Origin of the sequence: Actinacidiphila yanglinensis (assembly GCF_900107965.1) — a bacterium.
GTDB classification, from domain to species: Bacteria; Actinomycetota; Actinomycetes; order Streptomycetales; family Streptomycetaceae; genus Actinacidiphila; species Actinacidiphila yanglinensis.
This window is the reverse complement of the sequence record NZ_FNVU01000004.1, coordinates 402,761-417,998: the sequence shown is the minus strand read 5'-3', so window position 1 is coordinate 417,998 and position 15,238 is coordinate 402,761. Positions and strand designations below refer to the sequence as shown.

Annotated in this window: 11 protein-coding genes; 3 read left to right on the top strand and 8 right to left on the bottom strand. The window is 70.7% G+C overall.

The genetic code is table 11. From position 1 onward, the window contains the following. Positions 1-4: 4 nt before the first annotated feature. Both C4U44_RS11680 and C4U44_RS11675 read right to left on the bottom strand, forming a co-directional pair. Positions 5-688 carry a hypothetical protein gene (locus tag C4U44_RS11680; RefSeq protein WP_235031989.1) on the bottom strand — a complete coding sequence of 228 codons (684 nt, stop codon included), beginning with the start codon at positions 686-688 and terminating at the stop codon, positions 5-7. A 357-nt stretch (positions 689-1,045) separates the two neighbouring features. Beyond that, on the bottom strand, positions 1,046-1,372 hold the full coding sequence (locus tag C4U44_RS11675; protein ID WP_146088247.1) for a hypothetical protein: 327 nt from the start codon (positions 1,370-1,372) through the stop codon (positions 1,046-1,048). 212 nt (positions 1,373-1,584) lie between these two features. Here C4U44_RS11675 and C4U44_RS41100 point away from each other — a divergent pair, with 212 nt between their 5' ends. Then, positions 1,585-2,253: a hypothetical protein gene (locus C4U44_RS41100; RefSeq protein WP_146088246.1), complete on the top strand. Its 669-nt coding sequence runs from the start codon at positions 1,585-1,587 to the stop codon at positions 2,251-2,253. 69 nt (positions 2,254-2,322) lie between these two features. Here the strand turns inward: C4U44_RS41100 and C4U44_RS11665 are convergent, their stop codons facing one another. After that, a complete protein-coding gene (locus C4U44_RS11665) occupies positions 2,323-4,392 on the bottom strand; it encodes a hypothetical protein (RefSeq protein ID WP_146088245.1) in 2,070 nt (689 codons plus the stop codon). A gap of 325 nt (positions 4,393-4,717) precedes the next feature. Here C4U44_RS11665 and C4U44_RS11660 point away from each other — a divergent pair, with 325 nt between their 5' ends. After that, complete coding sequence (locus tag C4U44_RS11660) at positions 4,718-9,253, top strand: FtsK/SpoIIIE domain-containing protein (protein ID WP_103885627.1); 4,536 nt, start codon at positions 4,718-4,720, stop codon at positions 9,251-9,253. Positions 9,254-9,481: 228 nt separating this feature from the next. On the opposite strand, the gene C4U44_RS11655 is transcribed toward C4U44_RS11660, so the two are convergent. The 4 genes from C4U44_RS11655 to C4U44_RS11640 form a co-directional block, all read right to left on the bottom strand. Beyond that, the gene (locus C4U44_RS11655) at positions 9,482-9,790 is read right to left on the bottom strand and encodes a WXG100 family type VII secretion target (RefSeq protein WP_235031988.1); all 309 of its coding nucleotides are present in this window, start codon (positions 9,788-9,790) and stop codon (positions 9,482-9,484) included. A gap of 154 nt (positions 9,791-9,944) precedes the next feature. Next, positions 9,945-10,436, bottom strand: coding sequence for a hypothetical protein (locus C4U44_RS11650; RefSeq protein WP_103885625.1), 492 nt, complete (start codon positions 10,434-10,436; stop codon positions 9,945-9,947). A gap of 352 nt (positions 10,437-10,788) precedes the next feature. Further along, a complete protein-coding gene (locus C4U44_RS11645; RefSeq protein ID WP_103885624.1) occupies positions 10,789-11,778 on the bottom strand; it encodes an alpha/beta fold hydrolase in 990 nt (329 codons plus the stop codon). Between the two features lie 378 nt (positions 11,779-12,156). Continuing rightward, the gene (locus C4U44_RS11640; protein ID WP_103885623.1) at positions 12,157-12,849 is read right to left on the bottom strand and encodes a metal-dependent transcriptional regulator; all 693 of its coding nucleotides are present in this window, start codon (positions 12,847-12,849) and stop codon (positions 12,157-12,159) included. A 141-nt stretch (positions 12,850-12,990) separates the two neighbouring features. Here C4U44_RS11640 and C4U44_RS11635 point away from each other — a divergent pair, with 141 nt between their 5' ends. Beyond that, a complete protein-coding gene (locus tag C4U44_RS11635) occupies positions 12,991-13,752 on the top strand; it encodes an SIS domain-containing protein (protein ID WP_103885622.1) in 762 nt (253 codons plus the stop codon). Positions 13,753-13,805: 53 nt separating this feature from the next. Here C4U44_RS11635 and C4U44_RS11630 read toward each other — a convergent pair whose 3' ends face one another. Continuing rightward, on the bottom strand, positions 13,806-15,152 hold the full coding sequence (locus C4U44_RS11630) for a PAS domain-containing protein (RefSeq protein WP_265737320.1): 1,347 nt from the start codon (positions 15,150-15,152) through the stop codon (positions 13,806-13,808). Between the last annotated feature and the right edge of the window lie 86 nt (positions 15,153-15,238).

The following is a 15,238-nucleotide window of genomic DNA, read 5'->3' as shown; positions in this document are numbered from 1 at the left end:
CGGCTCAGTGCTTGCTGGGGAGGAGCACGAGGGAGACGTCGCCCGAGGCGGAGGCGGCCGTCAGCGCGCCGGCGTCGGCGGCGTCCGCGATGACCGTGATGGTCGTGGTGCCGTCCCCCAGCCCGTTCTGGCCGCTGGACTCGATCTTCTTGATGATCAGGTCGTCGCTGATCGGAGGGTTGCCGCCGGAGGCGCTGCTCCCGGCCGAGTCGCCGGAGTCGCTCGACGTCTTGGCGTTGTCACCGACCAGGTACGCGGCAACGGTGAGCCCGTTGCTCAGGCCGCTGGGGAACTGGCCCTCCTTCAGCGACAGGCCGACCAGGGCCTTGCCGGCCGGGAGGAGGTCGCTCTTGTTGGTGATCATCGACTCGACCAGCACGGAACCGGACGTGATGTTGGTCGACGCGCGGAACCGGGTGAGCAGGTCGTCGCGCTGACTCCACCTGATGTAGTGGACGTCGGTGCCGTCGGCCACCATCACCTCGGTGATGGCAGACTGCGGGATCGGGTCGCCCACCGAGACCGCCTGCGTGACCTCGACGACCGACACCTTGTTGCCCGCGCGCAGCACCATCACGGTGGCACCGAGCGCGCCCACCAGGATGAGCAGGACGGCCAGCGCGGCCAGTGCGGGCTTGCGCTCGCGCGGTGCGACCGGCAGCCGGCTGCCGACCCCCGGTCCGTTCAACGTCGGTGCGGGAACGGACTGGCGGCCACCGCCACCGCCCGCGGACGATCGTTCCCTGGTCTTCACTTCACTGCCCCCGAGCCGGCGCATCGCATCAGCTGATCGGCCCCGTGAGGGGTGTCCGTCGCGCTCCTGTCCGGCGACGACCCACAGGCCGATGTCAAGTCACCGCACGCTATCAGCGCCAAACAAACGCCCTCAAGGCATGGCCAGTGACAACCCGCCCACAGCATTGCAACAGAACGACACCGGCCCGTCCACAGTAGTGACGGTCGCTTCGATCCCACCGCAGCCGGCCGTAGCCGGGGCGACGGACCGGGCGGAGGGCGGTGCGACGCCTGTTGGCGCTCCGGTCGGCTACCGGTATCTGTCCATGTTGTAGAGCTTGGCCTCGCCCGGGGTGACCTTCTCCGGGAGCTTGGCGATCTCGGCGTCGATCACGGGAACGAGCCTGCCGAGCAGCGTCTGGATGGTGCCGTGCCGGCCCTTGACGTCGGCGGTCCAGTCGTCGGCGGCCTTGCCGACCCAGACCTTGCCACCGGTCATGTCCGAAGTCGTGGTCTTCAGAGGCTCCTTGAGCGTGCCGAGATCCTGGGTGAGCCGGCGCTTGAGGGCGTTCAGATCCTCGATCGCCGGATTCGGCACCGTCGCCTGTGGTGTCGTGCTGCTACTGCTACCGCCCATCGAACTGTCCCCCGTCGTCGAAACTGCCGCGCGCCACCGGGCGCCGCCGGACCTGGCCGAGAGGAACGCCTGCGGGCCTGCCACGCAACCGCCGTGGACGGGCGGCCCGGTGCCGAAGCGAATCCCTCGGCCCCCGCACGCCCCGGACGGACCCTGTGTGCCCATGGCGCTCCAGCCTCTATGGTATCTGCTAGCCCCCGCAGGAGGACTACGTGACGAACAACGCCGCCGACAACGACAACGGGATCGCCCTCACCCCGATCTCCGTACCTGACTCCGCCACGCGCGACCGCGCGAAGCGCCGCAGGAAGATCCTGGCCGGCGTGGTCGCGGCGGTGGTCGTCGTCGGCGGCATCACCGCGTGGGTGGTGAGCGCCAACAGCGGTGACTCCAAGCCGACGAAGCACACCGCCGTGATTCCGAAGGCGTTCGGCGCGTACACGGAGGCGAAGGACGGCGACACGGAGTGGACGGCGCTGTCGAGCGTGAACACCGACATCTCCAAAGGCGAGGTCAACCTGACCTATCGGGCCGCGGGTGGCCGGGCCGCGATGGTCGTCGTCTCCCTCGACCCGCCGAACTTCACCACCGATGAAGGGACCAACGAAGGACCGGGCTCGGACTCGATGACCTCGTCACTCCTCGGGACCGACGGCTCGGAGAAGATCACCGGCTATCCCGCCGGCAAGCTGGGCGGCACGATCCAGTGCGCCGATGTCACCGGGGCCGGTCGCACCATCACGCGCTGCGCGTGGCAGAGCAAGGCCGCCACGGTCACGCTCGCACCCGTACTGAACCACCACACGCTCGTGGATCACAACGCCGCCGGAGTCCTGCGCGACTTCCTCAACACCCTGAAGATCGAGCCGAAGAGCAAGTGAGCCGGGACAGGGCCGGTGACCGGATCAGCCGACCGGAGCGGCTGATCCACTCACCCCACTCCGCTGCTCCTACAGGTGCTGGAACTGCTGGCCCTGCGTGAAGCCCCTCGAGTCGACGTGGTTGATGATCGCGGGATCCATGAGCCAGTTGCTGTAGGCGGTCCGCTCGCGAGGAGTCAAGGTGTCCTTGACCGTTCCGTCAGGGTTGAGGAAGTTGTCGTCCGGGCTCTTGATGTACTGCTTGGGGTCACCGGTGAAGTGCTGCGCGTCTCCGGTCCGGGGATGCACGGTGACCGTCGCGGTCACGTCGGAGGAGAAACCGCCGTTGGTGAGCTGTCCGTTGGCCTCACGCCGGTACTCGTCCTGCCAGGTGAGCGAGAGTTTCTTGGCGTCGATGGCCTTGTACTTCGCCGCGAGTCCAGGCGCGTCCTCCGGGCTCACGGACACCTTGCTGGCGATGTAGTCGGTGAGCAGGTCGGTCGCGGACCCGCCGAGTTCCTTGGCCTTGTCGGTGCCGATGTCGGTGATGGCGGACGCCCCGTCGGTGGCGACACCCTTCACGAGCTCGGCCGACGTCTTGATCAGGGCGGTCCGGGCGCTGTTGACACTGTTCGCCCACTCGTTGGCGTCTTCCTCGATCGACCCCTCGGCGTAGTCGAAGGCCTGGCTGTACGCGTTCATCATCATGCCGCGCTGCATCATCCGGTAGTCCTGCGCGTGGTCGTCGGTGTCCTTCTTGGCACTGTCGACCTGGTTGTCGATCGTCGTCCGGAAGGAGTCGAAGAGGGCGCTCTCCTCGCCGGCCGTCTTCGGGTCCCGGGCGGACTCGTTGAGGAGCGCCTGCCACATGGGGGCGCCCATTTCGAGACCGGGGCGGTTCGGGTCCTGGCTGGCAAGGAAGTCCTTCTGATCCCACTGCGCCAGCTTCGTGGTGAATCCCTTCTTGCTGGGGTCTCCTCCGTACAGCTGGTCACCGACTGGTGACGTGATCCCGTAGACCATGTCGCTCCAGTTGGCCGTGACGAGTTGGCCGTAGAACGCGTCGATGGGGTCGTACGGGTGAATGCCCTTCTCGTCGCCCTGCTGGTGGCGCCAGTTGTCCATCATGATGCGGGCGGTGAGCTTCTCGGCGAGCGGCCGGTCGGTCGACTTCAAGTCGATCGTGCCGGCATGCATCATCGCCACGAAGGCGTCCGCCCGCGACTGCGGCTCGTTCAGCGACGTGACCAGACCCGGGTAGATCATCTTCTGCATCTGGTCGTAGTTGTCGTCCATCCACTCGCCCGATGCCTCGGGGTTCTTGCTGATCGCCTGGAACAGCTGGGTGAGATGGTCGTTGGCGAACTGGCCGTGGTCGATGCCGCCCGCACGGAGGTAGTTCGAACCGCTCTTCTGCGGGTCCTTGTCGTAGACACGGTTGCCGAGCGCGACGAGGAAGTCCTTGTCCTGCGAACCGCCCGGCAGCAATGACGTCATGTAGTCGGACCGGAAGGTGCCGTTGGGGTCCTTGAAGCCGTCGAACCACTTGTCCCAGCTCGCCTGCTTCTGCTGGGCCGTCTGGCCCTCGAAGGCGACCTTGGTGAAGGTGCCGAAGGTCTTGGCGAGCACGTCGCGGTCGTGCAGGGCCTGGTCCGGATGGTCCCCGTAGCGGCCGTACATGTTGTCGTCGGCCATGTCGTTCGTCATGACCTGCAGGTTCTGCTGCCCCAACTCGTTGTAGAACGACTTGAGGTAGTCCGGGTCGTCGGAGTGGGCGTCCAGGTCGGCGAAGAGGTCCTCGGAGGGGTCGTCGCCGTTCTCCAGCGCGTCCTTGTACTTGTCCGCGAGGGCCTTGCCGTCCTTCTGCGACTGCGCGGTGGTGCCCACCATGCTGTCGTCGACCGAGACCATGCCTTTGTGCCCCGGGTACGGCTTCTGCGCCGCGATGGCCAGGTGGTAGCGGCGGGTGAGCATCGGCATCTGGTCGTCCAGCCAGCCGCAGATACCGATCAGCTGGGTCAGGGAAGAGGTGTCCAGACCCTGCTGGTCGAACTGGGACTTGTACGACGTGGCCGTGGAGCGCAAGTGGTCCTTGTCGCCCTTGAACGAACTCGTCATCTGCTGCAGCCCATCCGGATCTATTCCGGAGAACTCACCCATCTGCTACCTCCCGTTGGCGACTCATCCTTTTGCCGGGTTCGTCACACGCTGAGGGCATTGTCCGCCGCATCTGGGAGAACCCGACTGGGACCTGGCGTTACCCACGAGGATTGCACAGGGGATGGAAACGGTTCCGCGCCCACCGCAATGCGCCGGCCGAGAGCCGCTCGGCCGGGGCTGGACCCGGTCGGGGCCGGGGCGTGCGGGGGCTTACCCCGGGTTTCCGCGGGCCGATAGCCTCGTAAGCCTCGTAGTGACGCTGCGATAGTGGAGACAGCACAGTGGATGCGGGGCCTGGTGCGGGCCCACGGGGAGGGACACAGCCATGCGCGTGACCGTGACGGTCGTCCAGCAGGGTGTCGACGCGCAGGACGTGTTGCTGACGGCCGACGACTCCGCGAGCGCGGGCGACGTCGCGCTGGCGCTGGGACGGGCGGTGGGGGCGGTCGCAGCCGCGCCGGAACCGGTCGGGCACGGCGGCGGCGTGGTCGTCCAGTTCCCCGGGCAGCACCAGGGCGGTGGGTATCAGGAACAACAGGCCGCGCCGCAGGGCCAGTTCGGCGGTCAGACGGCGTGGGCGGCGCAACAGGCGCCCGCCGTACCCGTGCTGTGGGCCGACGGGGTGCCCTGCGACCCGCAGGCGCAGGCGTCGACGCTGCTGCGCGACGGCATGCGGGTCACCGTCGACGACTCCATCGGGCCGTTCATGCGGACCGGCGAGCCGTCGGGGCGCTACGAACTGCGGGTGTGCGCGGGCCCGGGCGCGGGCCGGGTGGCGCGGCTCGGCGTCGGCACCGCGACGATCGGCTCGGCGGTCGGCTGCACCATCACCGTGCAGGACCCGGCAATCCCGCCCACGGCCGCGCGGGTCTCGGTCGCCATGGACGGGACGGTGACGCTGATCGGCGCGCCCGGTTCCGGCGTGACCCTGGAGGGCGAGCCGGTGGAGTCGGAGCGGCCGTGGCCGCTGCGCGCCCAGATGAAGGCCGGCGAGTCGGTGCTCGTCCTGGACGAGCCGAGCGTGCCCGACGCCCACCTGTCGCCGATGGGCGAGGGCGGCCTCGCCTACAACCGCCCGCCGCGGCTGTCGGTCCTCCCGCCGCGGATACGGCTGTTCGTGCCGCAGAAAGGGGAGAAGGGCGACCGCGCCCGCTTCCAGACCCTCACCCTCATCGTGCCGCTGATCTTCGGCCTGATGATGTATTTCATGGTCCATCAGGTCTACATGCTGCTGTTCTGCGTGATGAGCCCGGTGATGATGGTCGGCCAGTGGATCAGCGAGAACCGCGAGGGCAAGCGCAAGAACCGCGACCAGGCGAAGAGTTACAAGGTCGCCCTCGCCGAGCACCATGAGGAGTTGGAGGCAGCGCGGCTGTCCGACCAGCGCGAGCGGCGCGCCAGTTACCCCGACGCCGCCGAGATCCTGCTCTTCGCGACCGGCCCGCGCCGCCGGCTGTGGGAACGCCGGCTCACCGACCCCGACGCGATGCGGCTGCGGATCGGCGTCGCCGACATGCCGGCGGACATCGAACTCCAACCCAAGGGCCACCGCGACGAAGGCGCACCCCCGTTGGAGCCCCCGCTGGTGAACGACGTGCCGCTGCCGCTGCCGATCCCGGAGATCGGCGTGGTCGGCGTGGCGGGCGAACGCCCGCGCGCCCTTGCCACGGCACGCTGGCTGGTCTCGCAGGCCGCGGTGCTGCACAGCCCGCGCGACCTGTCGATCGTGGTGCTGTCCTCCGCCCACGACGCCGAACCGTCCTGGAGCTGGGCGCACTGGCTGCCGCACCTGACGCCCCAACAGGGCCAGGACTGCATGGCGTTGATCGGCACCGACCAGGAGGCGGCCGGCAAGCGGATCAACGAACTCCTCCAGGAGCTCGCCCGGCGCAAGGCGGACACCATCGCCACCCAGGGCGGCCGGCTGCGTCCCGACCCCTTCGTCCTGATCGTGCTGGACGGTGCGCGCCTGCTCCGTCGCATGCCCGGTGTGCCGCAACTCCTTCAGGAGGGACCGAACTTCGGGATGTTCGCGCTGTGCGTCGACGAGGACGAGCGGCTGCTGCCCGAAGAGGTACGGCTCGCGGTGTGCTGGTCCCAGCAGTCCGCCAGCAGGCTGCACCTGCGCGGCGGCGGCCTGGAACGCCTCGGTGACGTCCTCGCCGACCAGGTCGGCCCGGACTGGTGCGAGCTGGTGGCCCGTTCGATGGCGCCGGTCCGCGACGTCAGCCGCGACGACGCGGACAGCGCGCTGCCGACCTCCGCGCGGCTGCTGGACCTGCTCGGACTGCCGGACCCGGTCGGCGAGCAGGTGGCCGGCATATGGCAGCACGGCGGCTCCACCACGGCGGCCCCGATCGGTGTCGGCGCGGACGGCACCTTCGTCCTGGACATCCGCAAGGACGGCCCACACGCCCTGGTCGCCGGTACCACCGGCGCCGGCAAGTCGGAACTCCTCCAGACGATCATCGCCTCGCTGGCCGTGGCCAACCGCCCCGACGCGCTCAACTTCGTGCTCATCGACTACAAGGGCGGCAGCGCCTTCCAGGACTGCGCCCGGCTGCCGCACACCGTCGGCATGGTCAGCGACCTGGACGCGCACCTCACCGAGCGCGCCCTGGCCTCGCTCGCCGCGGAGTTGCACCACCGCGAGACCATCCTGTTCAACGCCGGCACCAAGGACATCGAGGACTACAACGACGCGCGCCGGCTGCGGCCGGAGCTGGAGCCGATGCCCCGACTCGTCCTGATCATCGACGAGTTCGCTTCCCTGGTCGCCGAACTGCCCGACTTCATCGCCGGCCTGGTCGACATCGCCCGCCGTGGCCGTTCGCTCGGCGTCCACCTGATCCTGGCCACGCAGCGCCCCGCGGGCGTGGTCAGCGCCGACATCCGCGCCAACACCAACCTGCGCATCGCGCTGCGGGTCACCGACGCCGACGAGTCCCGCGACGTCATCGACGCGCCCGACTCCGGTGCGATCGCCAAGTCCACGCCCGGCCGGGCCTATGTCCGCTCCGGCGCGCAGTCGCTGATCGGCGTGCAGTCCGCGCGCATCGGTGGCCGCCGCCCTGCCGTCGGCCAGGAGCGCGCCAAGGCCGAGGTGGTCGCGCTGGGTTGGTCGTCCCTGGGCCGTCCGATACCGCGCGGCGCGCAGGGTGACGCCGACGACGGCACCATGGTCACCGACCTCGCCGTCCTCGTGGACGCGATCAGGGACGCCTCCGACCTGCTCAACTTCCCCGCGCCGCGCAAGCCGTGGCTGGACCCCCTGCCGGAGCAGATCACCGCGGACCAGCTGCCGCCGACCGCCGCCGCGGGCACGGACGTGCCGCCCATCGCCTACGGCCTGACCGACCTTCCCGCGCGGCAGGCCCGCGCCCCGCTCGCGGTCGACCTGGTGCACGGCGAACACGTGCTGATCGTCGGCGGTCCCCGCTCGGGCCGCTCCACCGCGCTGCGTACGATCGCGGGTGCCCTCGCCCGCGACACCGCGCCGAACGACGTGCACGTCTACGCCATCGACTGCGGCGCCAACGCGCTGCTGCCGCTCGTGGCGCTGCCGCACTGCGGCGCCGTCGTCACCCGCGACCAGCCCGAGCGGCTCCAGCGCCTGCTGGACCGGCTGACGGGCGAGGTCTCGCGACGGCAGCAACTCCTCGCCGTCAAGGGGGCGTCCAGCGCGGCCGAGCAGCGCGCGATGGCGTCCACCCCGGAGGAGCGGCTGCCGTGGATGGTGCTGCTGCTCGACAACTGGGAGGGCTACACCTCGACTTTCGAGTCGTACAACTACGGGAAGCTGATCGAGGGTGCCCAAAGGCTCTTCCGCGAGGGCGGTTCGGCGGGGCTGAAGGTCATCATGACGTCGGACCGCTCCGGTTTCCTCGGAGCGATCTCATCGGTCTTCGCGGACAAGCTGATCCTGCGGATGGCCGACCCGAACGAGTACACCACCGGCGGACTCAGCCCGCGCGAGGTGCCCAAGAACATGCCGTCCGGGCGGGCACTGCGCCCCACCGACCACGGCGTGCAGGAGAACCAGGTGGCCCTGCTGGCCGCTGACCCGGCCGGCCAGGCGCAGGTGGAGGTCCTCCAGCGGATCGGGCGGCAGGCCACCGAGCAGATCGGACGGGTCGGGCGACTGCCCAAGCCGCAACGGCCGATGCGGGTGGACGCGCTGCCGCCGCGCGTCACGGTGCGCGAAGCGATGGAGTTCGACCCGGACTTCAGGCCGCCGTCGCCGCTGTGGGCGCTGATCGGCGTGGGCGGCGACGAGTTGACCCCCGTCGGCATCGATCTCCAGGACGCCGGGCCGGGATTCGTGGTCGCCGGGCCGCCGAAGTCGGGCCGCTCGACGACGCTGATCACGGCTACGCGGTCGCTGCTCGGCAACGGCGTGCCGGTGGTCCTGGTCACCCCGCGCCGCTCGCCGCTGCGCGCGCTGGCCGACGAACCCGGCGTGCTGGGCGTGCTGGTGGGCACCGACGCGAGCCCGGACGACCTGTCGGAGCTGACCGCCAAGGCGGACGGGAAGCAGTACGCCGTCGTCGTGGACGACAGCGAACTGCTCTACGACAGCCCGCTGGAGACCGCACTGGAAGAGGTCGTCAAGAGCGGTATGGACGGCGACCACGCGCTGATCGCGGCCGGTTCGGCGGACTCGATGGGCTCGCAGTACCGCGGCTTCGTGGTCGAGGCGCGCAAGTCGCGCAACGGCCTGCTGCTGTCGCCGCAAGGCGCATCGGAAGGCGATCTGTTCAACGTCCGGCTGCCGCGGGACTCGGGCGGCGGCCCGACCGGGCGCGGGCTGCTGATCCGCGGCGGGACGGTGCTCCAGATCCAGGCGGCGGAGTCCGTGTAACCGCCGCCGTTCCCGGGCTCCTCGGCTCCAGAGCCCGGGAACACCGGGGCCTCGGAGGTCATCGCGGCGGGACCCTACGGTCCTCTGCCGGCCGCGAGCCGCGGCGAGTTGCCCGGGACGCGCCGATCTGGCCGCGGGCACGCAAAAGGGCCGGGTTCTCGGAGCGCGTGCTCCGGGCCCGGCCCTTCTGGTACCCCACGGTGCGTCGACCGTGCCGGGTACCCAGGCTCAGCTGGTGGCGTTCTGGATGTTCGTCGCGTTCTGCTTCGCCGAGTTCTGCGCCTCGTGCAGCGTCGTCACGAACTTCTCGAAAGTCGGCTTGAGCTGCGCCCACTCGTCACGGAACTTGTCCGCGCGCGGACCCTTCCAGTAGTCCGAGCTGCTGTTGGTCGCCGTGTGAAGGTGGTTGATCAGCGTCGAAAGGTTACCGGCTTCGGTGCCGAACTTCCCCGACAAGGTCGTGAGCTGGCTGATATCGGCGCCCTGCATACCCGACATGGTGCGTCCCTCCCCGTTGTAGGAAAACGTGGCGGACACCGCGTCCGCCGTACGGGACGCTAGCAAACGAGGGCCATGAATGCAGCCCCTCCCCCTGGCGCCCTGATGGTTTGTTGCCGAAAACGGACATCGACACGAGACCGTCACGCGCGGGGCACAAGCGACTCACCCGCTCTGCCCCCGCGGCGCGAAATCAGCTACTGGGCAAGCCGGTTCGGGTGAACGTGTCGCTGGGCCCGCCGGTCCACCGCACGGTGAGCGTCTTGCCGTCCGGCGCCATCACGCCGTGCCCGGACGTCCGCTCCTTGTCACCGTCCATACACGTCAGCACCACGTCGAGACCGCTGCCCTGCTCGGTGAAGGTGCCCCCGCAGAGATGGGTGCTGGTCAGCCCGGCCTTGCCCTTGCCGAGGACGAGTTGGACCTTGACGCCGCCGACGGTGGCCAGCCAGACGCCCTCGACGCTCTGCGTGGAGTCCGTCGAGGCGCCGCCGCTGTCTCCGCCGTCCGCGGTGGCGGTCGCCGAACCGGTCGCGGTGGGCGTGCCCGTACCGCTGCTGGATGGGGCGGTGGACGGCGCCGGCGGAAGGGTGACGGTCCGGCTCGCGCTCGGCTCCTTCGTGGCGTCGTCCGCGCTTCCGCCACCGCTGCATCCGGTCAGCGCCAGCGCGGCGACGGCCACCATCGCGGCGGTGACCGCGCCCGCGTACCGGGTCGCAGCACCCGGCCGGCCGCGGCCGTCCCGAGGGCCTTGACCCCGACTACGACTTCGACGGCTCAAACGACTCCGACAGCGCATCCGCACTCCCCCATGTCGCGATGTGGAACCCAGCGGACACGCAAGTTATCAGCAGCCGAACAGCCATGCGTGCCCCGAGGCCCGTCCCGTTCCCACCGGGCCCCGCTCAGCGCTCAGGGTCCACATCTGCGACACACAGACACCACCACCATCCACTTCGGCGACACATCGGCAACACACCGGTGAGCGCGCTGACGGACACCGGGCAACCCGGGTGCGCGGGACCGAACGGACGGACTCAACCGGGGCTCGCACCTGCCCGTTCGGCGAGGGCGTCACCGACGAAGCACTCCAACGTCTCGGCCCAGGCGTCGGGTTGGTCCCACGGGACGAGGTGGCCTGCGTCCGCGATCTCGGCGTAGCGGCCGCGCGGCAGCACCCGGACCATCTCCTGCGCCTCGGCACGGCCCAGCTCACCGCCCGGCCCGCGCACGACCAGCGCCGGGCAGCGGACCCGGGCCAACTCGTCCCAGTGCGCGTCGCGTATCCAGGGCTCGCGGGAGCGGAGCAGGTGCGCGGGTGCGTACGACGGGCGCCAGCCGTCCTCGTGCTCGCTCATGACCTCGGCGAAGAAGTCCCCGCGGACCGGGTCGGGCGGATCGGCGCGCGGGTCGTCGACCCCGAACCACTGACGTACGTCGCCGAGCGTGGCGAAGGGCAGCGGCCACGACGCCAGCCAGTCCGCCCACTCCCGCTGGCCCTTCTCGCCCAGGGCCGAGGCGCGCATGTCGCAGAGGACGACGGCCGCCACCAGGTCGGGCCGCCGCACCGCGCACTGCCAGGCGGTCAGCGCGCCCATGGAGTGGCCGACGAGGGTCACCGGGCCGAGGTCGAGCTGCTCGACGGCGGCGAGGGCGTCCCGCACGTACGCCTCCGGCGTGTAGGGACCGGCCGGCTTGCCGCTGCGGCCGTGGCCGCGCTGGTCGAGGGCGAGCGCGCGGTAGCTCGGCGAGAGCCGGCGCGCGGTGGCGGCCCAGTGCGAGGCGCGGCCGAGCAGGCCGTGCAGCAGGAGCATTCCGGGACGGGGCTCGGGATCCCCGCCCGGGAGTGGGCGCCTGGCGGTCCCGGCCGCTCCGGTCGCCGCACGCAGATCCGCCGCGGCGGCCGCCGGGCTCGCGGTCACCCCCGAGCCCGCAGTCGCGTCCGCCCCCGTCGCGGTCGCCGTGCCGTAGTCCCACGCCGCGAGCCGCAGGCCGCCCGCTCCCGTCACGTCGTATCGCGTGGCCATCCCCGCACCTCCTTCCGGTTCTCGCCGGCCCGCCCGCGGTTCTTCCGCGCCCGTGCCGTCCTTGCATCGCAACGCTATCGAACTTCTATTCGAACAAGGGGCTCACGCGCCCAACACCGCTCGTTCGAGTGACAGCGCTCAAGGATTGGCCGCGCGGGCCGAGGGGAGGACTTGGACGGGACGCGGCGCGCAGGGGAAGCGGGTCGCGGGAAGGGTCCCGGGAAGCTCGGGGTCCCGGGTCCTTCGAGGGGACAACAGGGGAGGGGCGAGGGGTGGGAAGTGCCCCGGTGCCGCGATGCGGCACCGGGGCCTCGCACGGCCGTCGGCGCGTGCTCCTGCTCGGCGGTCCCCACTCGCTGACCGCCTGCTGCTTGCTGCTTACCGCTTGGCGACGAAGACGTGCGAGGCGATCTCCGCGTCCAGCTCGGCGGCCTCGCCGCCGCTGCCGACCATGACACCGCCCGCGGAGCCCGTCACGCTCACCACCGCGCCCGGCTGGACCCCGGCCCGCCGCAGTGTGTACATGACCTGCGCGTCGGTCTGGATCGGCTCGCCGATCCTGCGGACCACCACGCTGGCGCCCGCGCTGCCGGGCTGGAGCTCGTTGAGACTGACCATGCCCTCCTCCAGGAAGGGGTCGGCCTCAGCGGTCTCGCCCAGCTCTTCCAGGCCGGGGATCGGGTTGCCGTACGGCGACTCGGTCGGGTGCCGCAGCATCTCCAGCACCCGCCGCTCCACCGCCTCGCTCATCACGTGCTCCCAGCGGCACGCCTCCGCGTGCACCTGCTCCCACTCCAGGCCGATCACGTCGACCAGCAGGCATTCGGCGATGCGGTGCTTGCGCATCACCCGGGTCGCGGTGCGGCGCCCTTCGTCGGTCAGTTCCAGGTGACGGTCCCCCGCGACGTGCAGCAGCCCGTCGCGCTCCATGCGGGCGACGGTCTGGGAGACCGTGGGCCCGCTCTGGTCGAGTCGCTCGGCGATTCGAGCGCGCATCGGGACCACACCCTCCTCCTCCAGCTCCAGGATGGTGCGGAGATACATCTCCGTCGTGTCGATCAGTCCGGACATGCGCGCCCCTCGTTCACTCGTGCGTGGCCCTGACACAATTCTGACGCATCCCACGGACAACGGACTCCGCGCCGGACGGACGGGCATCGTCGACCGCCTTTTTCTTGACACCGCCCACGGCCTGGCAGCACGGTGATCCGCATGACCGACCCCCGCCGGGAACCGGCAGAGCGCTATTTCGACGCCGCCATCGCACTGCTGTCCCGGGCCAGGGACGAGGAGAGGGACTCGGTCCGCCGGGCCGCCACCGCCGTCTCCGACGCGATCGCCGCCGGCGGGAGGATCTTCGCCTTCGGCGCGGGCCATTCCTCGCTGCCCGCCCAGGACGTGGTCTACCGCGCCGGGGGCCTGGCCGTGGTCAATCTGCTCAGCGTGCCGGGTGTCATCGGCGTCGACGTGGTCCCCGCGACCCTGGGAAGCGCCCTGGAGCGGGTCGAGGGCCTGGCGGGCGCCGCACTGGACACCAGCCCGGCCCGCGAGGGCGACGTGCTCTTCGTGATCTCGCTGTCCGGCCGCAACGTCCTGCCGATCGAGATGGCGCAGAACGCCCGCGCCCTCGGCATGACCGTCATCGCCGTGACGTCGCTCGCGTACGCCCGGGAGACCGGGTCCCGGCACGCGACCGGCACCTTCCTGAAGGACCATTGCGACGTCGTGATCGACTCCAAGATCCCGGTGGGCGACGCCGAGCTGACCGACGACGCGATCCCCGCACCGTTCGCACCCGCCTCCACGGTCGTCACCAGCGCCCTGATGCAGGCCGTGATGGCCACGGCCGCCTCCGACCTCGCCGAGCGCGGCATCGTCCCCCCGATGCTCCGCTCGGGGAACGTGGACGGCGGCCTCGACTGGAACAGCCGTGTCTTCGAGGAGTACCGCGACCGCATCTTCTTCCGGCACTGAAGTCCGGGCCGAGCGCGCGCCGGAGGGGTTGGCACCTGAGAGTCCGACGGCGCTCAACCCCCGTCGTCCGCCAGGCCCGCCAGGTCCAGGGCCATCGCCACCCGGGCCGCGACGTCCTCGGCGTACGCGGCGTCAGCCCGGTCGAACAGCCGGCGGCCGGCTCCCCGCAGGAAGGTCAGCGTGCCGACCGTGCGGCCCCTGCTGCGCATCACGGTGACCAGTCCGTGCACGGTGCCCGCGGGCCACTGCCGCGCCTCGGCCCACTCGTCGGTACGCGTCCGGGGCGCGGCCCGCTCGTCGTCCGGCGAGCCGAAACTGGTGCGTACGGTGCCCAGGCGCTCGACGGCCTGGAGCGCGGGGTGATCGGGCCGGTAGCCGACCGGAACGACGCCGCCCGGCGCGGGACGGCCGGAACCCGGCTCTCCCTCGGGCGTGGCGATGATCCGTACCAGCCGCCCGTCGCCGTCGGCGCGGTCCACCAGGGCGTGATCGGCGAAGCCGGCGAGCGCGAAGTCGAGGTGGAGCAGGGCCCCCTCCAAGGCGCCCTCGCACTCGGCGGCGGCCCTGTCGGCACGATGCAGCTGCTGGTAGCGGAAGCGGATCCTGGAGCTCTCGTGCTCGGTGGTCTTCTCCGTGGTGACATCGGCGAACAACCACCCGACACCCAACGGCACGGGCTCCTCCCCGAGCGGCGAACCCAGCCGAACGAACCCGCTGCGCCAGCAGCGGCGGGCGCCGCTTCCGGCACCGCGCGGGCTCACCCACAGGTCGGTCGCGCCGGGCGGCGCGCCCTCGGCGAGCACGTGCTGGAGGATGCTCTCCAGTTCCTCGGCGCCCTGGCCGAGCAGGTCGCCCAGCGGGCGACCGAGCAGGACCTCGCGGCCCGCGTGCATCATCCGGGCGGCGTGGGCGTTGACCTGGGCGGGGCGCAGGTCGGCGTCGATGAGCACCACACCCCAGGAAGCGTCCTCGAAGAGCGACTCGCTCAGCGCGAGGGAGCGTTCCAGATCGATCTGGGCGTGCACCTCGGAGAAGGCGCAGTACACGCCGCTGGGGTGCCCGTCGGGTCCCTGGACGGCCGCGGACTGGGTGCGGACCAGGACCCGCCTGCCGTCCTTGGTGAGCAGGGCGAACTCGTTCACCCGGCGGCCCTCGGCGTCCATGGTGGCCAGCAGCCGCTGCTCCGCCTGGCGCGCGTCGGAGGCTCGCGCCGCCCAACCGTCGAATCCGCGGCGCCCTATGGCCTCTGCCGCGCTCCAGCCGAGAATGCGGGTGGCCTCGGCGTTCCAGTGGGTGACGACTCCCTCCCGATCGAAGGCGCACAAGCCCGCCTCCATGCCGTCCAGCAGCGCCGCGAGCAGCTGCTCGTCACCCTTGGATTGCGCATCGAAAGGCTGCACGTCACGACATTCAACCCTTGTGTGGGCCGCGTCACACGCTCTTTACATAAATGGCTTGTGTCCGGCGGCCCGATGTTCTTACTGTG

What these genes read in the sequence shown, in the direction of transcription:
- C4U44_RS11650 (WP_103885625.1), bottom strand. Translation starts at nt 10,436, where the DNA reads ATGGTGGCCGTCGCCGCGCTGGCGCTGACCGGATGCAGCGGTGGCGGA.
- C4U44_RS11635 (WP_103885622.1), top strand. Translation starts at nt 12,991, where the DNA reads ATGACCGACCCCCGCCGGGAACCGGCAGAGCGCTATTTCGACGCCGCC.
- C4U44_RS11640 (WP_103885623.1), bottom strand. Translation starts at nt 12,849, where the DNA reads ATGTCCGGACTGATCGACACGACGGAGATGTATCTCCGCACCATCCTG.
- C4U44_RS11665 (WP_146088245.1), bottom strand. Translation starts at nt 4,392, where the DNA reads ATGGGTGAGTTCTCCGGAATAGATCCGGATGGGCTGCAGCAGATGACG.
- C4U44_RS11645 (WP_103885624.1), bottom strand. Translation starts at nt 11,778, where the DNA reads ATGGCCACGCGATACGACGTGACGGGAGCGGGCGGCCTGCGGCTCGCG.
- C4U44_RS11660 (WP_103885627.1), top strand. Translation starts at nt 4,718, where the DNA reads ATGCGCGTGACCGTGACGGTCGTCCAGCAGGGTGTCGACGCGCAGGAC.
- C4U44_RS11675 (WP_146088247.1), bottom strand. Translation starts at nt 1,372, where the DNA reads ATGGGCGGTAGCAGTAGCAGCACGACACCACAGGCGACGGTGCCGAAT.